The organism is Ruegeria sp. CL7 (assembly GCF_056536445.1).
Genome location: NZ_JBQFPQ010000003.1, coordinates 160839 through 180670 on the forward strand (window position 1 = coordinate 160839; position 19832 = coordinate 180670).

The following is a 19832-nucleotide window of genomic DNA, read 5'->3' on the forward strand; positions in this document are numbered from 1 at the left end:
GCGTCAGACCTCGATCACGGCGCTAGAGGCAAAGAACATGGCCTGGCTGACGGCCGATTTGACCTGTTCTTCGGTGTAGGGTTTGGAAATCAAAAAGGCCGGTTCGGGCCCTTTGCCCGTCAGTAGGCGCTCGGGGAAGGCGGTGATGAAAATGACGGGGCAATCGCCGTGCTGGGCAATGATGCGGTTCACGGCATCGATTCCGCTGGACTTGTCCGCCAGTTGAATGTCCGACAGGATCAGGTCGAACGGCTCGCGCTCGGCCAAGTCAATGGCGGCCTTCTCGGTGCGTGCGACCCCTGTGACCCGGTGGCCCAGGTCGGTCACCATCGTTTCAAGATCCATCGCGATGATTGCTTCATCTTCGATGATCAAAATGCGCCCAGAAGTGTGGCGGGCCATTTCCTCGTAGGCGATATCGATCAGCTTCTGAGCCTCGGCGGGTTCTATCTGCATGATTGCGGCGATATCGCTGACCGAGAACTCTTCGACCGTGCGCAGCAGCAAGGCCTCGCGCGTATTGGGCGTCAGGCGTGCCAACTGGGCGTGAGCGCGCGATTGAATGTCAGAACTGCCGCCATCGGCGTCAACGGGCATTCCCGACGTTGACCAGATACCGTGAAAAACACGAAACAGCGCGACCCGCGGCGCGAGATCGGCATCGAACTGGGCGGGATCTGCAAGGATCGCTTCAAGCGATGCAGCGGCGTAGGCGTCGCCACTGTCCTGTGAGCCGGTGAGGGCACGGGCATAACGGCGCAGAAACGGCAAGAGCGGGCCAATTTTATCTGCGACGGAAACTCCGGTCAGCTCGGTCATCTATGTTTTCCTCATTTTTTTCTCTAAACTCGGGAACCAAACGCATACTGGGGCGTTATGGTTCCAGCAAAAGTAAAAATTTTTGATGATGCCATGACAAAACCACAGCCAAGCCGAAGCCATCGGCAAGAAATAGAGCAAAGGATCGACGAGAACCTCAAGCGGGCTTTCGATGAGGTAGCCAACGAACCGGTTCCGGATCGATTCGTCGATCTTCTTGAAAAACTTCGCAATCAGACCAGTGTTCCCAAAAGCGGTGACACGGGAGGCTCGGATGGTTGATCCGCGAGAAGAGCTTGTCGAACATATTGGTGCGATGCGTGCCTTTGCGATCAGCCTGTGCCGAAACGGCGCCACTGCCGATGACATCGTGCAGGACGCATTGATCAAGGCATGGAGCAATATCGACTCGTTCCAGGAAGGCACCAACATGCGGGCGTGGTTGTTCACCATTGTCCGGAACACCTATTTTTCGTTGCACCGCAAGCGCAAGCGCGAAGTCGAGGATGTGGATGGCGCCATGGCCGAGAGCCTGTCGCAAAAGCCCGACCATGACGGACGGCTGGCGTTGAAGGATTTTGCGGTTGCATTTGACCAACTGACGGATGAACAGCGCGAAGCGTTGGTGCTGGTCGGTGCACAAGGGTTTTCCTATGAGGAAGCTGCCGAGATGTGTGGCGTCGCCCTTGGAACGATCAAAAGCCGGGTGAACCGGGCCCGCGCGCAACTGGCCGAACTGATGGGTTTGGAAGATGACGAACCCATCGAATTGACTGATGCGGTGACGGCGGCGATCGTTCAGACGCAACCGGCGGCCTGACGATCGATGGGTGCGAAACCGCGCAGCCTGACCGTCTATCTTGCCGCGCTGGTCACCCTGGCGCTTTTGCCTTTGGGGCTGATTGCGGTATTGCAGACACGCGCTGTGATTACCGAGGCCGACGAAAGATCTCGGGCCTCGGTTTTGGCGCGCACGATCGAAGCTGCCACCCGCGAACGGGAGCTTCTGCAGAAAGCTGTTGGTGCCAGTTCGGGACTTACACCCGCGCTTGCGGAGGGAAGCCTGGACAATGCTGCTTGTTCGGACCTCATGCGCCGGTTCGTTGAACGCCAGCCCGAGTTCGTATTTGCCGGATTCATCCAGCCAAATGGGATTATGGCCTGCTCGACCGTCGAGAAGGACATCGATTTGTCGGACGCGCCCGGTTTCGAGCAGATCTCGGAAAATCCGCAGCTTACTTTTTCTGTCAGTCGTGCCGGGGCGGCGACAGGGCAATCAGTGATCATCGTAACCCAGCCGGTCATGAACAGGACCGAGCTTATGGGGTTCGTCTCCATCTCGATACCTCATGCGCTGGCGCGCACGCCCATGGATGTTGGCAACATTGGTAGTGACGTGGTCATCGCCCTGTTCGACGCGACCGGAGAAGTGCTGTCATCAAATGTGGGCTTGGATGAGGTCAAACCATTCCTACCGCCCGCGAAAGAAAACCTGTTGGTTCTGTCCAGTTCCGGCAAAACATTTTCGGCTAAAACGGCCGACGGAGAGGATCGGGTTTTTGCAGTTGCCAGCATCATTCCGGGCGAAGTCGCCGTGATTGGCAGTTGGCCACGCGAGGCGGCGCTGGCCTCTGTCGGTGCAGGCAGCACTGCCCTGACCATTGCTTTTCCGATCCTGATGTGGGTGACCGGTCTGGGAGTTGCCTTGTGGGGCCTGCATCGATTGGTGATCCGGCATCTCGACAGCTTGCGTTCGGCCGTGCGTCGTTTCGCGTTGGGCGAGCGCGACCCGATTGAAAGCCTCGCAGGCGCCCCGCAGGAGTTTCAGCAAATACAGACTGCATTCAACCGCATGGTCTTGTTGATCCGCGAGGCTGAGGCGCAGCACGAACGCGACCTTGTCGAAAAAACGCTCTTGTTGCGCGAGGTACACCATCGCGTCAAAAACAATCTTCAACTGATCGCTTCGATCATGAACATGCATTTGCGCAAGGCCGAAACCACCGAGGCCCGGCGCTTGCTGGAACAGTTGCAGCGTCGGGTTCGCGGCCTGGCCATGGTGCACCAGAGCTTGAACCAGAACTCGCAGATGACGACGATCAACACCGAGGCACTGATCGGACATTTGGTCGCCGAACTGGCGCATCGACCGCCAATTCTGGGTCAGGTGGTCGAGGTTGACTGCCGGATCGCGCCTGTCGAACTGGGGCAGGATCAGGCAGTCACGCTGTCGATGCTGGTGGCCGAGGCACTGACGAACGCGGTCAAATACGTAGGCGTTCCGCAGAACGGACCGCCGACAATTTCGGTGGAATTGACCCGACCCGAGGAGAACACCCTGCACCTGAAAATCTTCAACACGCGCGGGCAGACAGACGACGGTGCGGATATGTTCCATAGCGGCGGGATCGGTCAGCGGCTGATGCAGGCCTTCCTCCGCCAATTGGACGGTTCCGAAGACATAACCGAGACGTCATCGCATTATGTGTATGAGGTGACGTTCGAAATCTCCGAAGTAGAAGCGGATAGCGAACCACAGTCCATTGCGGATGAGAGAAGCGGTGATGCCCGTGCCGCAGCAGAATGACTTTGAGGTCCTGATCACGGCCGAGCAAGCCTGGCCCGCCTTGGAAAAAGCGGTTCTTGAGGCCCGGCACCAGATCAAGGCAAGTTTTCGGATATTCGATTTCATGACACGGCTGCGCAGCGACGAGGCGCGCCAGATTGGGGAAACCTGGTTTGACCTGATCGAGCATGTCATTCGCAAGGGTGTAACGTTTCATTTGGTCATCAGCGATTTCGATCCGATCTTCGCGACCGAGTTGCACGAGCTGAGCTGGCGCACGAAACGGCAGGCGGTTGCGCTGGCGGAAATCCTGGGTCCAGAAATCGCCTCGCGCTTGACCGTTCGCGTGTCCATGCACCCGGCGCAGGCTGGCGCATTGCCGTGGGCCGCGCTGTTGCCGGCGGTTCTTCGGAAAAAGGCGCAACGGATTCAGAAGCTGTCCCGCGAACGACGCGAACGGCAGGCAGTACGGCTGGGGTCGGACACGTTACCCCGGCTTCACACCGTGTCGCACCATCAGAAAGTCGCCGTGATCGACAATGAGATCTGCTACCTCGGCGGATTGGACTTGAACGAAAGGCGCTTTGACACACCGGATCACGATCGTCTGGCCAAAAACACCTGGTCAGACGTTCAGTTGCTTGTCCGCGGACCCGAGGCCGCCGAGGCCGCGCGCCATATCGACCGGTTCGAACATGAAATCGCAACCGGACAACCGGACCCTCAGGCAACCCACCTGCGCCGCACCCTGTCCAGCCCGCGCCGGTTTGCGTTCTGGCGGCTGTCGCCAAAGACCATCGCGCATGAGGTCGAGGATGAGCACATAGCCGCCTTTCAAGCCGCGCGGCAACTTCTGCACATCGAGACCCAGTATTTCAGATCGACTCGATTGGCCGAGGCTCTGGCTGAGGCGGGCCTTAACAAGCAGGACCTGAAACTGGTGCTTGTTCTGCCAGCTTTACCCGAGGAAGTGGCCTTTGGCGGGCATGACGGACTGGACGCGCAATTCGGGTTGGACCTTCAAGCCAAATGCCTGGAGATCATCCAGCAGGGGTTCCAAGACCGTGTATCGCTTTCGACCCCGGTCCAGCCGATTTCCGCAAGCGGGGCCGATGACCGCGCCGAGGTTCTGAGCGGGTCTCCGATAATTCACGTTCACAACAAAGTTCTGGTGGTGGATGACAATCATGCCTTGGTCGGGTCCGCCAACCTGAACGGACGGTCTTTGCGGTGGGACACAGAAGTCGCCCTTCGGGTCACCGACCGGCAGCGGGTGGCGGTTCTGCGGCAAGCCTTGGTGGACCATTGGTGGTTCTCGGATGATCTGAGCAAACAGATCGAGCCCGATGCCATGTTCGCGTGGTGGGGGCGAGAGGTTCAGGCCAACGGTGTGCGGCGCCCCGAAGCGCGCAGCGGCTTCCTCGTCCCGCATGACGCCGACGTTGCGCGCGACATGCGGAAACCGCTGCCCGGGGTAACTGAAAACATCGTCTAGCTGGTTGTGATCGGGCTCATGACCTTGGGGTTCATCAACACGCCGAACCACAGCAAGATCGGCAGCGCGACGATGGCGCCGACCGGCCCCCAAAGCCAAAGCCCAAAGATGATGGCGATGAACACGACCAGCGGATTCACCTGCAGACGTTGGCCAACGAAGGCGGGTGTTACGAATTGTGCTTCAGAAAGATTGATCGCCAGGAAAACCAGGGGAGGCAACAGGGCCGCGGCTCCACCGAACTGGGTTAAACCGGCGATCAGAAGGCCGGTCAGGATCATCAGCGGGCCGAGATACAGCACAAAATTCAGAAGGCTGGCGGCCACCCCCCAGATTACGGCGTCATTGATGCCGATCAGCCCCAAGGCCACAGCCGTAACAGTCCCAAGGCCGATATTGACCAACGTCACGGCAGCGAAATAGCGATAGACCGCGCGGTCAGCCAGATACAGCCGCTCTTTCAGGGGACCGGCTGCGGCATAGAGCTCGGGCCGGGTCAAAACGAAAAAGAACAGCGTGCCGATGAAAATCAGGATCTTTGATCCGAAATTGGGCGCCAGCCACAAGGCATCCATCACTGACGGAAGGGCGGACTCCGTTTCCGCTGCCCCATCGGCGCCGACGGTTTCCTCGATCTCGCGTCCAAGCGTTTCGATGCCCCGAATGAACTCGGACATCGCGGCGACCCAAGAGCGCAACTCACGTTTGATGGCAGGCAACTGTTCGACCAGCGTGGACAGCAACGGTTCAAGCAGAAGGAACGCCGCGACAATGACGGTGCTGGTCACGAACAGCAGTGCCGAGGCGGATATCACACGCGGGCAACCGACCTTCTCAAGCTTGTCGGCAAGCGGGGCGACCACGACCCCCAAAACCAAAGCGAATGTGATCGGAGCGACGATGGACCGGGCCAGGTACAAAGCGGTGATGCTGGCGATCCCGGTCAGGATCGCCAGCATTGCACGCAAGGCCGATGGAGAGCTGAAAGCAGTTGGCATGGGCGCGCTTCACTGACTGCGCAAAGCGCCAGAGGCCCGATCTGCCGCGTCATCCAGCCGTACATTGGCCGCGGCATGCAGCTTGTCCAGTTCTTCGTTCAAAACCTTTTGGGCGTGACGCATCAGCTGATCGCGCCGATGGCCCAGCAGCTCGTCCTCCTTGCGAGTGTTGGGCAGCAGAGCGCCAGCCAGAATACCTACGCCCAGCGCCAATGCGCCGGCCGCCAGCGGCTGATCATGGACGAAGGTCTGCGAGGCCTTCGCCGCCTTCCGCGCACGCTTCTCGACCGCTTGCTGCGCACCGATTGCGGCCTTGCGCGCTTCGATCACACGGGCACGGGCTTGGGGTGAGAGCTTGTCCAGACCACGTTCCAAGGCGGCGGACAACACGCTGGCAGATTGGCTGTTTTCAGTCATTCCTGACATCTCCTGTTTCATGCGGCTGTCAGCGTCGGCGACACGCCGGTCAAACCCGTCGAAGGCCTGCTGCGGAGGTACGGCCTGGGGCGGGGATTGAGTTCTTTTTGCCCCAAACCCGGGACCCGCAACCAAAAGGGCTGCTCCTGCACCGAGCAGAGCAAAGGCGGCCGGATTTTTTTGAGCCGCGGACCAGAGTTGCGCACCGATCTGCCCGCCATAGGCTTCGAGCGTCGATTTCGCCTCGTCTGCCAGGCGTGGCGGTGCCAGCGTATCCGACAGAGCATTCAGCGAGCGTGCAAGAGCGCTGCGTTCGTATGCGATCTGCGTTTCAAGAGGTGTCAGGTCAGACATGGGTCGATTCCTTCATCGCTTCGATGTCGCGCTGCAGGTTTTTCATGGTTTGCTCGGGGACCAGCGCGGTGGCGGACAGGCGGGACCGGCCAAAAAACGCCAGGCACGCAGCAACCAGAACGAAACCCGCGCCAACGAGCAACGAGGCCATACCCACCGACAGTCCATTGGCGGCGACATACGCGACCAGGGCTGTGGCCATGAGGTTCAGCGCGATCATCAACAGGATCAGAGCAATGCCAATGCAGGCCAGCCCTAAGCCCGCTCGCGTCAGGTTTCGGGACAACTCCTCCTTGGCAAGCTTTACCTCAGCCTGAAGCAAACCCGACAGATGTTTGAGCGCGTTTGCCACAAGCCCCGGTGCAGATCGCAGATCGTTGGGGTTATGCATCGCGGCCACCATTCATCCGCGCCAGCGCGCTGGTGTGGCCCGACGTATCGACCGAGGTCCCATGCAGCAGCGACGGATCAATATCCCAAGGATCTGCCCCAAAAGATGCGGACTGGGCCGCGCCCGTATTGCGCGCGCTCAGGAAACGGGCTGCAGCAAACCCGGCCAAGGCAGCCGATCCGACGAACAACAGCGGGTTTTCGCGGGCGAAATCAGACACCTTTCGGCTCATACTGGCCAAGTCGGCAGAGCGGACTTGCCCAGCCACAGCTTCCATGTTGTCCGCAATCCTCGACAAGACCTGATGCTGCACCGATTGGTCGGGAAATGCATCGGCAGCGGCGTCGGCTGCATGAGCGGCGCTCTCAACCTCCTGCGCTGCGCTGTCCTTCAGTGATTCGGCCCGGGCCGAGGCCTCGGCGGTCACGGTGTCCTTGACCTTGCCGGCCAGATCCTGGGCATGGGCTTTCGCTTTCTCCGTGGTCTCGGTTCGACGTGGCATGGTTCGATCTCCTGTGTTGAGGTCTCGGTCCCCCAACGCATGGAAGGCGAGATTGTTCCCAAGACCAGTTCGAACACCACTGAAGACACAGTTCGGTATCTGCCCGAACCCCCATTTTTCGGGCCAACGCAGAAATATCGCCGGTGCCCGGAACCAGTTCGAGTTTGGTGCGTTTCACTGGCAGCGACGAAGCAATCGAAAGGAATTTACGATGAACTGGGACCAAATTCTTGGACGCTGGACCGAATTCAAAGGCAAGCTGATCGAGCGTTTCGGCGATTTGACCGATGATGAGATCGAGCAAGCCCGCGGCGATCGCGAGCAACTGGAAGGCATCATCCAAAAGAAATACGGAGATTCGAAAGAAGACGTTCGGGAAATCGTGGATCGCCTGATCAAGGACATGTAGCCCAAAGGTGGATGCCCATATTGTGTGGGGTGGCGTCAAATCGGTGGCGCCCCACGCACTCCCAAGATAGACCCCAAAGGTAATCACCACCGCTATGAAACTGTCTGACCTTATCAATAAGCCCGTTGTCCCAGCTGGGACCGACCACGCGATTGGTCGCGTTTCCGATATCGCTATTAGCGCTGGGCAGACCGAGTTGGAGTACGTCTTGGTCAATTTGAGCGTGGCCGGAGGGAATGACCCGGTGGCTTTCACCGCCGATACGCTCGAACTTGGTGCAAGCGTGATAGAGTGCGCGTTTTCCCATCAGCAATTGCATCACCTTCGCCAGCGCAGAGAAGACGAAGATCCCCTTGCAGTGGACATCAAAGGCCTGCCGCCCCTGGTCGTAGGGCCGTTCGGCAACGCGATTGCGCCGGTTGTGATGGGGGCGGTCCTGAATGACGCTCTCCGCCAACGCCCGCAACCCACGCCACCTGGTAGCAACTTCCGATGGTTTACGAAGTTGCGGGGCAACCCCGTGTTTGACGCTACTGGTGAGTTGGGCAAATTAAAGGATATTGAGTTCGACCCTGACACCAAGGTTCTGCGGTTTCTCTTGATCGACGGGCGACCAGATATCCTGAGTTTTCCGTTCGCTGAGTTACGCAATATTCCCGACGACGAACACTACATGGTTCTGTCCACATCTTCCGATCCGCTGCACCCGGTCTGAAGGTCTGACCACGGCTTGTCAAACCGCGCAGTTGCGCGGTTTTTTTCTTTTTAAAACAGATATTTTTGCACTTTTCTGGGAACAAGTCGCGGCGTCATTCGTTTGTTCAACAAGACCGCGGGAAATGCGGTCAGAACAGACCAAAGGAGTGAGCTATGAAACGTTTTCTGACCACAACTTCGATCGTTCTGGTGATGTCGGCATCGGCCTATGCAGAAAGCTCGAATGTCGAAGAAGTCGGCAAGAACCTGGAAGAGGCAGCCGAGGCAGCCGGTGATGCGCTGTCCAATACCGCGCAGGACATCAAGAACGCCGCCCGGAACACGGCGGAAGACGTCGACCAGGCAGCCGAAGCAACTGGTGAGTACATCAGCGAAAAAGCCGGACAGATGGCCGATGCAGTTGATCCAACCACCATCGACATCACGGGCTATGTCCCCGTTGCCCAAGGCACCATCCCGGCCAAAGATCTGACCGGCATGCGCGTCTATGACGTCTCGCAAGAGTGGATCGGTGAGATCGAAGAGGTTGTCGTCGACATGGACGGATCGGTTGATGGGGCCGTGATTGGCGTCGGCGGGTTCCTCGGCTTGGGGGAAAAGGATGTTCTGATCGATTTCTCGCGCGTGTCGCTGATGCGTGAAATCGATGGTGACACCACCTATGCCTTCGTTCATGCCGACAAGGAGATGCTGAAGGATATGCCGGCCTACGAAGGGTCGTAAACCGGCTCTTCAGTCGCAAAACTCGTGATCAAGCCGCCGGCCGATTTTTCGGTCGGCGGTTTTTCAATTCCTGTCCATCCACCACGTTTAGATCAGCGGGCGCGGAACGGCTTCGGTGATTTCGACCAAGCCAAGCTCGGCCAGACCCTCAAGGTCGTTAATCTGCAGCACATTGTTGGACCACTCGGCCAAGCCGAGATCCTTCAGTCGGCGCAGGGTCTTGTTCGTGTGAACCAGAGACAAGCCCAACGCATCCGCAAGATCCTGCTGCCGGTAGGGCAGCGGACACCGCAAGCCTTTTGCCAATCCGACGGCCTGCGACCGTGTGTAAAACCGGTGCAGGCTCCACGCGATCTTCTCGATCGCGCCGCGCTGGCCAACGGTTGTCAGGGCGTCGCCCAGAAAATGCTCTTCGACGGCGGCCAGGAATGTCAGGTCAAAGGCGCGATCAGGCTGGTTCTGATATAATTCGAACAGCCGCGAGCGATTGAACACGCACAGCCGCATCGCGGTTGTCGCTTCGACGGAGTGCCGCATCTCGCCCATGACCCCAGCCTGCAGCCCGACGAGATCGCCTGGAAGCACAAAGCCGATGACCTGCCTGCGACCATTTTCCAGCGTTTTATAACGAACGCCCATCCCGCTCAGAACCGTGAACAGATGCGCGGATTTCGCACCCTCGATGAACAGTTGCGTTCCGGGTTCGGCCTGCATCTCGCCGGTTTTGAACCTCTGCATGAATCGCAGGTCGTCTTCCGAGAACGGCAGGAAGACGTCCATCTGCCTCAGCGGACAGTCCGCACATGCGATTAGAGAATTTTTTCTTTGCTGTGTCATAGTTTATTGCGGCGCTGTGGGATTGCCCTAGGGTGGCATCGAACAGATTTCAGGATGGTATTTATGGAAGCCTCTTCCCGCAGCGTAGCAGATGTTTTGATTGTTACGGAAAACTTTATCGAAGCAGCGGACATCAGTGACGCCATCCCCGGAGTTCCAACCGATCGCATTGTCCATATCCGCGAGCTGCACGCGGGCAGGCATTTCTGGCAGGAGCCCAAATTCGCCCCAGCCTTGAGCGTTCTGAGCTATCGCAGAAGTGAGACGTCATTTGACGCCGTCGCGCGGCTGTTGGCCGAGCGCGGCAGTGCGCTGTTGCTGTTGGACCCGTCCCCCGAGGTGCAAGCGCAATTTGAATGTGCGGCACTGATACGGCCTTTTACGGCCGCAGATCTTGCCCGCAAGATCGCAGCCATTGATTTTAGTGGGAACGGCTTGAAGATCGGTTCTGATCCTGGGTGAGACGGCGAAGGGTGCATTGTGCCCCCAGATCCTTGAACCAAAAAAAGCGCGGCCGATGCCGCGCTTTTTTGTACCGACAATCTCCGCGCTGATCAGATCGCGCTGCGCGCTGCCTTCGGGCCAAAGATCAGCCAGCAGATGAAGCCGACGACCGGAAGCAACAGAACGAAAAGGACCCACAGGATTTTTGCACCGGTCGTCGCAGACGAGCCGATGATCGAGATAATGGCCCAGATCGACAAAACCAGGACGATCAGACCGCCAATGCCATACACTTCCACCATACCGAAGTTCCTTTCGAGTTACTTGTCGTTGTTCCTACAAGGACACAACGCGATAGGTGGCCAAAAGTTCCCGACAAAGATCTGGGTGTGATCCCAGCTCTCGCACGAGGCTTGAGGATTTTTGCGCCTAATGGAACCAAAACGACCGGCAGAACGTTGGGTTTGAAGGTCGATACAAGGGGTCAAAATGTCCAATACACACAACGCGCCGCGAAAAGATCTTGTCGAGAAAGAGAGCGAGCGCGAAGCGGTCGAAGAAGCGTCCGGCCTGTCTCCGCGCCTGATATTCGAGACCATCCGCCAAAACGGCGAGGAGGAACTGGACCGCCCGACCAAAGCGTTGTTCTGGTCCGGGATTGCCGCTGGAGTGCTGATCAGCTTTTCGGTGCTGGGTGAAGCGATCTTGCGGGCACATCTGCCCGAAACCAGCGGGCGCTTCCTGGTCGAGAACCTGGGCTATTCCCTCGGCTTTGTCCTGGTCATTTTGGGGCGGATGCAGTTGTTCACAGAGAACACGATAACGACCGTCGTTCCAGCCATGATAAATCCGTCCGTCGCGTGCTTCACCAAAACCGCCAGGCTGTGGGCAATCGTTCTGGGTTCCAATGTGCTGGGGGCGTTTGCGATATCTGCCTTCCTGATCCATACGCCGGTGTTGTCGCCCCAACTCGTCGCGGTCATCAACGACCTGAGCCACCACGCCACCGGCATGGGCGCCTGGGTTGGCTTTCTGCGCGGAATTCCGGCGGGGATCCTGATTGCGGCGATCGTTTGGATGCTGCCTTCGGCACAGAACAACGAGGTGCTGGTCATCGTAATCTTCACTTGGATGATTGCGGCCGGTGACTTTACCCACGTCGTTGCCGGATCGGTGGAAATGGCGGTTCTGATGCTTCAGGGGCAGTTGCCACCAGGCGCAGCCGTTTTCAGCTTTTTCCTGCCCGTTCTGGCCGGCAACATCATCGGAGGAACCGCTGTCTTCACGATGCTGGCCTACGCCCAGATCAAACCCGAAATAGAAGAAGACCCAAAGCGCGGCTGAGGCGCTTTGGGCCTTTGGGATGGCGGGTTGGTTGGCGTGGCAGTGACGAATAGCGCTGTCAGCGATTCCTGATGAAGAACCAGATCAGTAGACCGGCCAAACCCAAGCCGAGCATGGCCGGCAATACGTACTCGATGCCCATATCGGTCGCGAAGTATCGCGTGTTCTAACCGCGGTCCGCCTTGCGCAACGCGAGGCCCAGCAGGACACCCACGCCCAACGCTCCGACCATAGCCAGACCCGGGTTCTCGCGCACGAATGCGGCACTTTTCTCGGATGTCAGTGTCAGCTGCTTTTGCGCCTCATCGCGCGCCGTCTTCAACGTGTCACGCGTTGCGGTTACGCCATCTTCCAACGCTGATTTGGCCTCCTTGGCCACTTCTTCGATCCGCGCCGCCATCTCCACATGCGGAGTGTCCTGAGGGGCCTTTTTCGCCGTTTTCTGTGTCATGTCAGATCTCCTTTCATCGACCCAACGCGGGCGCTCGTCAAAGGTTCCACCAAAATGACCCGGAACCAATCTGGGGTTCCAAGCGTTAACCCGTCAGTAGCCACAGAAATGAAAGGAAATCCCATGTTGTCCTGGGCGCTGATCTTTTTCGCACTTGCTATCGTTGCTGGCATCTTCGGGTTTGGCGGCATCGCGTCGGCCTCGGCCGGTATTGCGCAGATCCTTTTCGTGATCTTTCTGGTCCTGTTCATCGGTTCGCTGATCTTGCGGCTGATCCGTGGGTGAGCCCCCGCGCATCCCCATTCCCTGAAACAGTACCCCGAGGTTCAAAGCCCTATGAAAGATGCCGTCCATACCCAAACCGCCGCCGAATTGCTGGTTGCCTGCCTGGAAGCCAACGGCGTGGCCTGTGCATTCGGTGTTCCGGGTGAGGAAACAACCGATCTGATCGCCGCAATCGACAAGTCGAGCATCGACTTCGTCCTGTGCCGGCACGAGCAATCGGCGGCGTTCATGGCATCGGTTCACGGGCGTTTGACGGGGAACCCGGCGGTATGCCTCTCGACACTTGGACCTGGGGCGACCAACCTTGTCACCGGTGTGGCTGACGCCACGCTTGACCATGTGCCGCTTATCGCCCTCACGGGACAGGGTGCGCGGTCCAGGCTGGGCCGCGAAAGCCATCAGATCATCGATCTCGAAGCACTCTTCGCGCCAGTCACCAAGTTGAGCCGAACGCTGATGGTCGCGGATGAAATTCCCCAAGTCGTTGCCGAGGCCGTGCGGTTGAGCAAGCTCGACAAGCCCGGTGCCGTCCATCTTTCCCTGCCCGAGGATCTGGCCGAGGTCCCGATTCTGGCCGAACCTTTCGTGGCGCCGCCGACAGCCGAGGTGCGGCCGGCGGCCGATGCGGTCATCCGTTCAGCGCGCCTGCTGGCCGAGGCGAAAAAGCCCTTGATTCTTGCAGGACACGGGGTGATCCGATCCGGCACGGCAAGCGACGTGCGGGCACTTTCAGAAAGCCTTTCCGCCCCGGTCGTCACGACATTCATGGCCAAAGGAGTTTTGCCGCCGGGGCACCCGCTCTCGCTGCATTCGGTCGGTCAACCGGGCAAAGAATTGGTGTCTGAAGCCTTCGACCTGTGCGATCTGATCATTGCCATCGGGTTTGACCCGGTTGAATATCCAACCTCGAACATCTCGATGGGCGGTAAGAAGCCGGTTCTCGAGATCTCGGACGTGGCCTCGGCGGTTGATGTGGACTGGCCGGTAAAGGCCGCTCTGACTGGGGATCTTCCGCACTGCATTGACGTTCTGGCGAAGGCCACCGCCGAACGCCCCGCGCAAAGCTGGTTCAAAAGTCTCCAGCGGAGGATTGACGCCTCGCTGGAAGGTGGGCCAACACCTTCCGATGCCGCCTGTGTCGCGCCGTCGAACATTTGTCAGGCGATTTCCGAAACGCTTCGCGAAGGCGACGTTCTGTTGTCTGGTGTGGGCTTGCACAAACTTTGGGTCGCCAGCAAGGTTCAAGCGCGCCGGGCAGGGCAAATCATCATTCCGAACGGCCTGGCCGGTATGGGTCTTGCGCTGCCCGGAGCGATTGAGGCGGCCCGTCTGTTGGACGAGGGTCGGGTAATCGCCGTTTGCGGTGATGGGGACTTCCTGATGAACGTTCAGGAGATGGAGACGGCGGCCCGGTTGTGCGTGCCCGTGACTGTTCTGGTCTGGGAAGACAACGGCTATGGTCTGATCGACGAAAAACAACCAGGTGCGCGCGAGTTTTCCTTCGGCAACCCCGATTGGGAGTCACTGGCCCGATCCTTTGGCTGGGTCTATCACGACATCGAAAGCCACAGCAAACTTGCTCCTGCGCTGCAGGCGGCTGCCGACGTCGCCGTTCCGACTTTGCTGCGGGTGTCGGTCGACTATTCGGCTGATGGCGGAATGCCCACTGTCACCTGATTTTTTTCGTCGAAAGTGGAACAACGCCAGGCTTTGGGCGTTTCTTCCCCAGTAGAAAAAAGGAGTTGTCATGACCGACGCATTGAACGTTGTCCCGAACGAAAACCCCGTTTCCACTGGCGTGCGCGACACCGCGCCCTTGGCCAAGGGTCTGGCTGATGTTCTGGCCGACACCTACCGGCTGACCTTCAAGACACATGCGTATCACTGGAACGTGGAAGGCCCGCTGTTCTATTCGATCCACAAGCTGACCGAAGAACAGTACGAAAACATGTTCGCCGCTGCTGATGAGATCGCGGAACGCATCCGCGCGCTGGGTCATCTGGCACCCTCGCGCATGTCCGACATCCTGGATTTCTCGGTCATCAAGGACCGCGAAGGGGACCTGACCGCCGCCGACATGATCGAAGATCTGGCTGCTGATCACGAGCGGGTGGCGCACCGCCTGCACGCCTTGACCGAGCTTGCAGGCAGCCGCAAAGACGTCGTGACTGAAGATCTGGCGACCGAACGTTCGGCATTTCACGAGCAGGCAGCTTGGATGCTGCGGGCGATCTCCAAATCAAGCTGACGCGGTGTCCGGGCGCGTTTGGCATTTCGAGATCCAACTGCGCGCGCTTAAGGTCTTGTGCAGGCTTGCCGAAAAATAGGCTAGCCTGCACATTCTGATCTGGTGACCAGTCCAAAGGGTGGCAATGTCTGATAAAAACACGAAAAGCCAAAACTTGGCCGAAGAGCGGACCGACTGGGCCGAAGACCGCACCATTTTGGCCAATGAGCGCACGTTTGCGGGTTGGATGAGAACCGGGATGGCATGCGTGGCCATCGCCCTTGGCCTCAAGGCCGTATTTTCCGCCGTCGAGCCCGAGTGGTTGGCGAAAGCCGCAGCCACTCTTTTTGGGTTGATCTCGCTGCTGATCTATTGGGGAGCGTGGATGAACGCCCGCCGCGTGTATTCCCGATTGGAAGCGCACAGCGCCCAACCGGCATCTCGCTTCCACTTGCAATTGGTTGTTGGAAGCCTGTCCCTCGGATCAATCGCATGTTGCCTTGTGTTGTGGCTTGTCTAAGTAAGGCACCTGGCGTGCCCCCGTCGGGTGGTCCGGTCTGATTGTTAGTTCATCGTCGGCCTCTGGTCCACCGGCACGATGCATTCTGACGCGGGCGGACGGTAGCCCAGTGCACTGTGTCCTGACGGTATTGTAGTGGACACGCCATTGCTCGATCAGGAATCTGGCTTCCTTTAGGCTATAGAATAGCTCGCCGTTGAGCAGTTCATCGCGGAACCGTGCGATGAAGCTTTCGCAGAAGCCGTTTTCCCAAGGTGACCCCGGCTCGATGTAGGCCGTTTTGGCGCCGACGGCCGCGATCCAGTCCTGCACCTTCTGCGCAATGAACTCGGGGCCGTTGTCGGACCTGATGTATTCCGGCGGTCCCCGCAGAATGAAAAGGTCCGTCAGCGCATCCAGCACGTCGGTCGAGTTGAGCTTGCGATCAACGCGGATCATCAGCGCCTCACTGGTGTATTCGTCGATGATGTTCAGGGTACGGTAGGCCCGCCCATCGGCGGTTCGATCTTGGACGTAATCATAGGACCAGACGTGGTTGGGCCGCTCTGACCGAAGCCGAACGCACGACCCGTCTGCTGCCCGGCAGGGCATTGCGCAGCAATGTCCCGAGAGGGTTCAGCCAGAGTCCCCGCCGCGCGGCTTCGTTTATGGCGAAGTCCCTTAACTGCCCCGTGGTCAGGTCCGGCAGGTCCAGCACAACGCAGCGGCTCTGAAACGGTTCTGGCAGGCCCTGCCGGCTGTTCGCCGTCATCACCCAGTTGACCCAGGACATGTCCATCTTGACCTGGAAGAACGGGCATTCCCAGGTCGCCGCCGTCATCCGCTCCCGCAGCGGCAGCAGGGCGTCAGTCAGCGTGTGCCGCGTGCCTTTGTTGGAGTGGACCTCGTCGGCCTTTTCGATCTCGTCGATGATGACCAGCGGCCCGCCATGCCGGTTGTTCAGGACCGTGTTGACCAGTTTGCCCGCATGGGCGCTGCCCCAGCCGCGCTGGGATCCGGTGAGCGCGAAGGACGCCGGCTTGCCCGTTGCATCAATATTGGTCGCAGGGACCTCCAGATGGTGGGCCAGTCGCCGGGGCCCAGAAGCTCTTGCCGATACCAGGCGGGCCGTTCAGGATCAGCGGGGCGAAGCGGACACCCGGCAGGCCCTCGCGTGTCGAGGCCCGCAACCCGTGCCAGACGGCTTCGGTGGCGGGCGCCATCCAGGGCATCTCAGCATGCAAGGCGGTCGCGATCTCGTCCGCCTCTTGTTCGGTGGTGATGCGGGTGACCGGCAGTCCGCCACGAATGGGCGTCAGCTTCGCGCGGTTCTCCTCGCTGAGGTGAGACAGACCAGACAGGGCGCCCAGCCGTTGCACGTAGCAGTGCGCGCGACGCCGGATCTTCCGCCGCTCGGCCTCATTCAGATAGTCGAAGAACTGGTCCATCTTGTCGCGGGCGCCTTCATCGTCACCGGTCTGCGCCGCCTGGCGTTGCCTGCGGAGGCCGCGCAGGAATGTTTTCAGGCGCCGTTCGAACTCGTGCAGCGTCGGCAGGTCGTCTTCGAAACGCAGCGCATGAAATGGATTCGTGGTGGTGGCACGGGGCATCGCAGAATCCTTTCGAGGCGCGACGGGGCTTGCCGCCCGTTGTCCACACCGCCGGGGCGGGCGGGGCTGATGGGTGTGAAAGGTTCCGGAACCTGTGAAACGATTAGGGAACAACTAACGTGCAGCGTGTCAACGCATCCTGGTTGGTTGCGCCATCGAACCCGGCCGGAATGAACGAACCGATCCACGACACACAAGTTGTTGAAAGAACTGCGCTAAAAGGAAGGTAGATTCGAGGGCAATTCAAAAAAACCGTTTTTTGTCGTAAAAACGGACTTTGGATGTCGAACGTCAATCTGGGAAAACTGGCGACCCCGGCAGGATTCGAACCTGCAACCTGCCCCTTAGGAGGGGGCTGCTCTATCCAGTTGAGCCACGGGGCCGCGCCCTGCCTTCTGTAACCGGGATTTTCCGGGTTGTCATCGCCTTTGCACAATTGTTGTACACACCGACCTGTTCACGCTAGCATCGGACAAAACAACAACGCAGGTGCCTCCCGTGAACAGTGAAACCAAACGCCCGCTTACCCTTCGTGATGTGTCCGAGGCTTCCGGTGTCTCAGAGATGACGGTGAGCCGGGTTCTGCGTAACCGGGGGGATGTTTCCGACGCCACCCGCACCCGCGTTCTGGCCGCCGCCAAAGAGCTGGGATATGTCCCCAACAAGATCGCGGGCGCCCTGGCATCCAGCCGGGTCAACCTGGTCGCGGTGATCATCCCCTCACTTTCGAACATGGTATTTCCCGAGGTGATGACCGGCATCAATCAGGTGCTCGAAGATACCGAACTGCAACCCGTGGTTGGCGTGACGGATTATCTGCCCGAAAAAGAGGAAAAAGTGCTGTACGAGATGCTCTCGTGGAGACCCTCGGGCGTGATCATTGCAGGGCTGGAACACACCGACGCGGCGCGCGCCATGCTGGATTCGGCTGGCATTCCGGTGGTCGAGATCATGGATACCGACGGCAAACCTGTCGACGCGATGGTCGGCATCTCGCATCGCCGCGCCGGGCGCGAAATGGCGCAGGCGATTCTGAAGGCCGGGTATCAGCATATCGGCTTCATGGGCACCAAGATGCCGCTGGATCACCGCGCCCGAAAACGCTTTGAAGGGTTTACGGAAGTGCTGGGCAAACACGGGATCGAGATCGAAGATCGCGAGTTCTATTCCGGTGGCTCTGCCCTGGCCAAAGGGCGCGAGATGACACAGGCCATGCTTGATCGGTCACCCGATCTGGATTTCCTGTATTATTCCAACGACATGATCGGAGCTGGTGGTCTGTTGTACCTGCTGGAGCAAGGCGTGGATATCCCGGGGCAGATCGGTCTGGCGGGGTTCAACAACGTGGAACTTTTGCAGGGTCTTCCGCGCAAATTGGCGACGATGGATGCCTGTCGTCTGGACATAGGACGTCAGGCCGCGCAGATCATCGCTGAACGCCTGAAGGACCCGGAGGCCGAAATCGAGACACGGGTCACGCTGACCCCCAAGATCAGCTATGGCGACACTCTGAAACGACGATGAATGCGCCCCTGAAGCGGCTCGACAACCGGACGGCCCGCGCCGTTTTCCTGGATCGCCATGCTTTGGCCGAACAGCCTGCGGGCGCGGCCAAGGGCGCCGGGCTTCTTGACCTTGTCCAGCGGTTGGGGTTCGTGCAGCTCGACAGCATCAACACCGTTGCCCGCGCTCATGACATGATCCTGTTTTCCCGACGGCCTGCGTATCGCAGCGCCAACCTGAAAAGGCTCTATGAAAGGGAAAAAGCGCTGTTCGAACACTGGACACATGATGCGGCCGTAATCCCCATGTCGTTCTATCCGCACTGGCATCTGCGCTTTCAGCGTGATGCGGATCTGTTGAAGGCACGCTGGAAGAACTGGCGGCGGGATGGGTTCGAGCAACAGTTCGAGACTGTCTTGCAACACATCCGCGACCACGGGCCCGTGTGTTCGTCAGACGTTGGCAAGGATGAAAAGAAAGGCTCGGGCGGTTGGTGGGACTGGCACCCGTCAAAAACCGCATTGGAGTTTCTGTGGCGTTCCGGGGCCCTGACCGTTGTGGGCCGCGACGGGTTTCAGAAACGGTATGATCTGACTGAACGTGTGATCGAAACCCGCCTGTGCCCCGGGAACATGGCCTGTGATGCGACGGCGACCGTGGATTGGCTGTGCAACGCAGCGCTGGACCGGTTGGGCTTTGCCACGTCCGGCGAGCTGGCCGCGTTCTGGGGCACGGTTACCACCGCCGAAGCCAAAGACTGGTGTGCCACGGCGTTGGCTCAAGGCAATATCGAAGAGATCGAGGTCACTTGCGCCGATGGACGCCTGCGCAAAACTTTTGCCCGCTCTGAATTGATGGATCGGGCAACCGACTTGCCGCAACCGCCCGGTCGGATCCGAGTGCTCAGCCCGTTTGACCCCATGCTTCGGGACAGAAACCGGGCCGAGCGGCTGTTTGGCTTTCACTATCGCATCGAAATTTTCGTGCCCGAAGACAGGCGCACATATGGGTATTACGTCTTCCCCTTGCTTGAAGGCGATCGATTGATCGGCCGGATCGACATGAAGGCGCATCGCGATCGCGACCTGATGCATGTCAAAGCGCTCTGGCCCGAACGCGGAGTGCGCTGGTCTGACGCCCGCACCCGCCGCCTGAACGCTGAGCTGGACAGGGTGCGTAGGCTGGCAGGCGTCACGCATGTAGAGTTCGCAATTGACTGGCTGAAAGACCCTAAATAGGGT

25 protein-coding genes, 1 tRNA gene and 1 pseudogene are annotated in these 19832 nt (G+C 59.2%); 15 read left to right on the forward strand and 12 right to left on the reverse strand.

Annotated elements, in window-relative coordinates; genetic code table 11:
• Positions 1-3 precede the first annotated feature (3 nt).
• Positions 4-819, reverse strand: coding sequence for a response regulator (locus ACR0LI_RS10995; protein ID WP_480718511.1), 816 nt, complete (start codon positions 817-819; stop codon positions 4-6).
• 57 nt (positions 820-876) lie between these two features.
• Between ACR0LI_RS10995 and ACR0LI_RS11000 the strand changes: the two genes are divergently transcribed.
• The 4 genes from ACR0LI_RS11000 to ACR0LI_RS11015 are packed head-to-tail and all read left to right on the forward strand — an operon-like array spanning position 877 to position 4880.
• Positions 877-1101 (forward strand): NepR family anti-sigma factor, encoded by a 225-nt coding sequence (locus tag ACR0LI_RS11000; protein WP_245218085.1) that lies wholly within the window; start codon positions 877-879, stop codon positions 1099-1101.
• Positions 1094-1639, forward strand: a complete 546-nt coding sequence (locus ACR0LI_RS11005) for an RNA polymerase sigma factor (RefSeq protein ID WP_171635524.1) — start codon at positions 1094-1096, stop codon at positions 1637-1639. Before ACR0LI_RS11000 ends, ACR0LI_RS11005 begins: the two co-directional genes overlap by 8 nt.
• Positions 1640-1645: 6 nt before the next feature.
• Positions 1646-3406: a sensor histidine kinase gene (locus ACR0LI_RS11010; RefSeq protein WP_480718512.1), complete on the forward strand. Its 1761-nt coding sequence runs from the start codon at positions 1646-1648 to the stop codon at positions 3404-3406.
• A complete protein-coding gene (locus tag ACR0LI_RS11015; protein ID WP_480718513.1) occupies positions 3384-4880 on the forward strand; it encodes a phospholipase D family protein in 1497 nt (498 codons plus the stop codon). Before ACR0LI_RS11010 ends, ACR0LI_RS11015 begins: the two co-directional genes overlap by 23 nt.
• Here ACR0LI_RS11015 and ACR0LI_RS11020 read toward each other — a convergent pair.
• The 4 genes from ACR0LI_RS11020 to ACR0LI_RS11035 are packed head-to-tail and all read right to left on the reverse strand — an operon-like array spanning position 4877 to position 7542.
• Entirely contained in the window at positions 4877-5878 is a 1002-nt protein-coding gene (locus ACR0LI_RS11020; protein WP_480718514.1) for an AI-2E family transporter, read from the reverse strand. The two genes, ACR0LI_RS11015 and ACR0LI_RS11020, sit on opposite strands and share 4 nt — an antisense overlap.
• A gap of 9 nt (positions 5879-5887) precedes the next feature.
• On the reverse strand, positions 5888-6649 hold the full coding sequence (locus tag ACR0LI_RS11025) for a hypothetical protein (RefSeq protein WP_480718515.1): 762 nt from the start codon (positions 6647-6649) through the stop codon (positions 5888-5890).
• On the reverse strand, positions 6642-7040 hold the full coding sequence (locus tag ACR0LI_RS11030) for a phage holin family protein (protein WP_480491759.1): 399 nt from the start codon (positions 7038-7040) through the stop codon (positions 6642-6644). The genes ACR0LI_RS11025 and ACR0LI_RS11030 overlap by 8 nt, the downstream gene beginning before the upstream one ends.
• Entirely contained in the window at positions 7033-7542 is a 510-nt protein-coding gene (locus tag ACR0LI_RS11035) for a hypothetical protein (protein ID WP_480718516.1), read from the reverse strand. The genes ACR0LI_RS11030 and ACR0LI_RS11035 overlap by 8 nt, the downstream gene beginning before the upstream one ends.
• Before the next feature lie 211 nt (positions 7543-7753).
• On the opposite strand from ACR0LI_RS11035, the gene ACR0LI_RS11040 reads away from it, so the two are divergent.
• From ACR0LI_RS11040 to ACR0LI_RS11050, 3 genes are all read left to right on the forward strand, one after another.
• Positions 7754-7951 (forward strand): CsbD family protein, encoded by a 198-nt coding sequence (locus ACR0LI_RS11040; RefSeq protein WP_171116905.1) that lies wholly within the window; start codon positions 7754-7756, stop codon positions 7949-7951.
• Between the two features lie 94 nt (positions 7952-8045).
• Positions 8046-8666, forward strand: a complete 621-nt coding sequence (locus ACR0LI_RS11045) for a PRC-barrel domain-containing protein (RefSeq protein WP_480718517.1) — start codon at positions 8046-8048, stop codon at positions 8664-8666.
• Between the two features lie 155 nt (positions 8667-8821).
• A complete protein-coding gene (locus tag ACR0LI_RS11050) occupies positions 8822-9391 on the forward strand; it encodes a PRC-barrel domain-containing protein (protein WP_171635506.1) in 570 nt (189 codons plus the stop codon).
• An 87-nt stretch (positions 9392-9478) separates the two neighbouring features.
• Here ACR0LI_RS11050 and ACR0LI_RS11055 read toward each other — a convergent pair whose 3' ends face one another.
• On the reverse strand, positions 9479-10228 hold the full coding sequence (locus ACR0LI_RS11055) for a Crp/Fnr family transcriptional regulator (protein WP_171635504.1): 750 nt from the start codon (positions 10226-10228) through the stop codon (positions 9479-9481).
• Between the two features lie 63 nt (positions 10229-10291).
• On the opposite strand from ACR0LI_RS11055, the gene ACR0LI_RS11060 reads away from it, so the two are divergent.
• Positions 10292-10690 carry a hypothetical protein gene (locus tag ACR0LI_RS11060; protein WP_171724069.1) on the forward strand — a complete coding sequence of 133 codons (399 nt, stop codon included), beginning with the start codon at positions 10292-10294 and terminating at the stop codon, positions 10688-10690.
• Positions 10691-10782: 92 nt separating this feature from the next.
• Here ACR0LI_RS11060 and ACR0LI_RS11065 read toward each other — a convergent pair whose 3' ends face one another.
• Positions 10783-10974 carry a PLDc N-terminal domain-containing protein gene (locus tag ACR0LI_RS11065; RefSeq protein ID WP_171172676.1) on the reverse strand — a complete coding sequence of 64 codons (192 nt, stop codon included), beginning with the start codon at positions 10972-10974 and terminating at the stop codon, positions 10783-10785.
• A 187-nt stretch (positions 10975-11161) separates the two neighbouring features.
• Between ACR0LI_RS11065 and ACR0LI_RS11070 the strand changes: the two genes are divergently transcribed.
• Positions 11162-12016 carry a formate/nitrite transporter family protein gene (locus ACR0LI_RS11070; RefSeq protein WP_171724068.1) on the forward strand — a complete coding sequence of 285 codons (855 nt, stop codon included), beginning with the start codon at positions 11162-11164 and terminating at the stop codon, positions 12014-12016.
• Between the two features lie 166 nt (positions 12017-12182).
• Here the strand turns inward: ACR0LI_RS11070 and ACR0LI_RS11075 are convergent, their stop codons facing one another.
• Complete coding sequence (locus tag ACR0LI_RS11075) at positions 12183-12467, reverse strand: hypothetical protein (RefSeq protein WP_171635497.1); 285 nt, start codon at positions 12465-12467, stop codon at positions 12183-12185.
• Positions 12468-12590: 123 nt separating this feature from the next.
• Here ACR0LI_RS11075 and ACR0LI_RS11080 point away from each other — a divergent pair, with 123 nt between their 5' ends.
• The 4 genes from ACR0LI_RS11080 to ACR0LI_RS11095 all read left to right on the forward strand — a co-directional run bounded on the left by ACR0LI_RS11080 (position 12591) and on the right by ACR0LI_RS11095 (position 15499).
• Positions 12591-12752 carry a DUF1328 domain-containing protein gene (locus tag ACR0LI_RS11080; RefSeq protein ID WP_093961673.1) on the forward strand — a complete coding sequence of 54 codons (162 nt, stop codon included), beginning with the start codon at positions 12591-12593 and terminating at the stop codon, positions 12750-12752.
• A 51-nt stretch (positions 12753-12803) separates the two neighbouring features.
• Positions 12804-14429: an acetolactate synthase large subunit gene (locus tag ACR0LI_RS11085; protein ID WP_480718518.1), complete on the forward strand. Its 1626-nt coding sequence runs from the start codon at positions 12804-12806 to the stop codon at positions 14427-14429.
• A 70-nt stretch (positions 14430-14499) separates the two neighbouring features.
• Complete coding sequence (locus ACR0LI_RS11090; protein ID WP_171635495.1) at positions 14500-15000, forward strand: Dps family protein; 501 nt, start codon at positions 14500-14502, stop codon at positions 14998-15000.
• A 124-nt stretch (positions 15001-15124) separates the two neighbouring features.
• The gene (locus ACR0LI_RS11095) at positions 15125-15499 is read left to right on the forward strand and encodes a YidH family protein (RefSeq protein ID WP_171635494.1); all 375 of its coding nucleotides are present in this window, start codon (positions 15125-15127) and stop codon (positions 15497-15499) included.
• A gap of 44 nt (positions 15500-15543) precedes the next feature.
• On the opposite strand, the pseudogene ACR0LI_RS11100 reads toward ACR0LI_RS11095, so the two are convergent.
• From ACR0LI_RS11100 to ACR0LI_RS11115, 4 genes and pseudogenes are all read right to left on the reverse strand, one after another.
• A pseudogene (locus ACR0LI_RS11100) lies at positions 15544-16072 on the reverse strand (integrase core domain-containing protein); the annotation flags it as partial.
• Entirely contained in the window at positions 16017-16319 is a 303-nt protein-coding gene (locus ACR0LI_RS11105) for a hypothetical protein (RefSeq protein WP_480491747.1), read from the reverse strand. The pseudogene ACR0LI_RS11100 and the gene ACR0LI_RS11105, both read right to left, overlap by 56 nt.
• 211 nt (positions 16320-16530) lie before the next feature.
• Positions 16531-17088 (reverse strand): hypothetical protein, encoded by a 558-nt coding sequence (locus ACR0LI_RS11110; RefSeq protein ID WP_480718519.1) that lies wholly within the window; start codon positions 17086-17088, stop codon positions 16531-16533.
• Between the two features lie 306 nt (positions 17089-17394).
• Positions 17395-17471, reverse strand: a tRNA-Arg gene (locus ACR0LI_RS11115).
• A gap of 115 nt (positions 17472-17586) precedes the next feature.
• Here ACR0LI_RS11115 and ACR0LI_RS11120 point away from each other — a divergent pair.
• Both ACR0LI_RS11120 and ACR0LI_RS11125 read left to right on the forward strand, forming a co-directional pair.
• On the forward strand, positions 17587-18612 hold the full coding sequence (locus tag ACR0LI_RS11120; RefSeq protein WP_171635491.1) for a LacI family DNA-binding transcriptional regulator: 1026 nt from the start codon (positions 17587-17589) through the stop codon (positions 18610-18612).
• Positions 18609-19829, forward strand: coding sequence for a winged helix-turn-helix domain-containing protein (locus tag ACR0LI_RS11125; RefSeq protein ID WP_480491729.1), 1221 nt, complete (start codon positions 18609-18611; stop codon positions 19827-19829). Before ACR0LI_RS11120 ends, ACR0LI_RS11125 begins: the two co-directional genes overlap by 4 nt.
• Positions 19830-19832: the final 3 nt, after the last annotated feature.

Excerpts from the sequence above, each read along its gene's own strand:
- ACR0LI_RS10995 (WP_480718511.1), bottom strand. The coding sequence starts at position 819 with ATGACCGAGCTGACCGGAGTTTCCGTCGCAGATAAAATTGGCCCGCTC.
- ACR0LI_RS11000 (WP_245218085.1), top strand. The coding sequence starts at position 877 with ATGGTTCCAGCAAAAGTAAAAATTTTTGATGATGCCATGACAAAACCA.
- ACR0LI_RS11005 (WP_171635524.1), top strand. The coding sequence starts at position 1,094 with ATGGTTGATCCGCGAGAAGAGCTTGTCGAACATATTGGTGCGATGCGT.
- ACR0LI_RS11010 (WP_480718512.1), top strand. The coding sequence starts at position 1,646 with ATGGGTGCGAAACCGCGCAGCCTGACCGTCTATCTTGCCGCGCTGGTC.
- ACR0LI_RS11015 (WP_480718513.1), top strand. The coding sequence starts at position 3,384 with ATGCCCGTGCCGCAGCAGAATGACTTTGAGGTCCTGATCACGGCCGAG.
- ACR0LI_RS11020 (WP_480718514.1), bottom strand. The coding sequence starts at position 5,878 with ATGCCAACTGCTTTCAGCTCTCCATCGGCCTTGCGTGCAATGCTGGCG.
- ACR0LI_RS11025 (WP_480718515.1), bottom strand. The coding sequence starts at position 6,649 with ATGTCTGACCTGACACCTCTTGAAACGCAGATCGCATACGAACGCAGC.
- ACR0LI_RS11030 (WP_480491759.1), bottom strand. The coding sequence starts at position 7,040 with ATGCATAACCCCAACGATCTGCGATCTGCACCGGGGCTTGTGGCAAAC.
- ACR0LI_RS11035 (WP_480718516.1), bottom strand. The coding sequence starts at position 7,542 with ATGCCACGTCGAACCGAGACCACGGAGAAAGCGAAAGCCCATGCCCAG.
- ACR0LI_RS11040 (WP_171116905.1), top strand. The coding sequence starts at position 7,754 with ATGAACTGGGACCAAATTCTTGGACGCTGGACCGAATTCAAAGGCAAG.
- ACR0LI_RS11045 (WP_480718517.1), top strand. The coding sequence starts at position 8,046 with ATGAAACTGTCTGACCTTATCAATAAGCCCGTTGTCCCAGCTGGGACC.
- ACR0LI_RS11050 (WP_171635506.1), top strand. The coding sequence starts at position 8,822 with ATGAAACGTTTTCTGACCACAACTTCGATCGTTCTGGTGATGTCGGCA.
- ACR0LI_RS11055 (WP_171635504.1), bottom strand. The coding sequence starts at position 10,228 with ATGACACAGCAAAGAAAAAATTCTCTAATCGCATGTGCGGACTGTCCG.
- ACR0LI_RS11060 (WP_171724069.1), top strand. The coding sequence starts at position 10,292 with ATGGAAGCCTCTTCCCGCAGCGTAGCAGATGTTTTGATTGTTACGGAA.
- ACR0LI_RS11065 (WP_171172676.1), bottom strand. The coding sequence starts at position 10,974 with ATGGTGGAAGTGTATGGCATTGGCGGTCTGATCGTCCTGGTTTTGTCG.
- ACR0LI_RS11070 (WP_171724068.1), top strand. The coding sequence starts at position 11,162 with ATGTCCAATACACACAACGCGCCGCGAAAAGATCTTGTCGAGAAAGAG.
- ACR0LI_RS11075 (WP_171635497.1), bottom strand. The coding sequence starts at position 12,467 with ATGACACAGAAAACGGCGAAAAAGGCCCCTCAGGACACTCCGCATGTG.
- ACR0LI_RS11080 (WP_093961673.1), top strand. The coding sequence starts at position 12,591 with ATGTTGTCCTGGGCGCTGATCTTTTTCGCACTTGCTATCGTTGCTGGC.
- ACR0LI_RS11085 (WP_480718518.1), top strand. The coding sequence starts at position 12,804 with ATGAAAGATGCCGTCCATACCCAAACCGCCGCCGAATTGCTGGTTGCC.
- ACR0LI_RS11090 (WP_171635495.1), top strand. The coding sequence starts at position 14,500 with ATGACCGACGCATTGAACGTTGTCCCGAACGAAAACCCCGTTTCCACT.
- ACR0LI_RS11095 (WP_171635494.1), top strand. The coding sequence starts at position 15,125 with ATGTCTGATAAAAACACGAAAAGCCAAAACTTGGCCGAAGAGCGGACC.
- ACR0LI_RS11105 (WP_480491747.1), bottom strand. The coding sequence starts at position 16,319 with ATGACGGCGGCGACCTGGGAATGCCCGTTCTTCCAGGTCAAGATGGAC.
- ACR0LI_RS11110 (WP_480718519.1), bottom strand. The coding sequence starts at position 17,088 with ATGCCCCGTGCCACCACCACGAATCCATTTCATGCGCTGCGTTTCGAA.
- ACR0LI_RS11125 (WP_480491729.1), top strand. The coding sequence starts at position 18,609 with ATGAATGCGCCCCTGAAGCGGCTCGACAACCGGACGGCCCGCGCCGTT.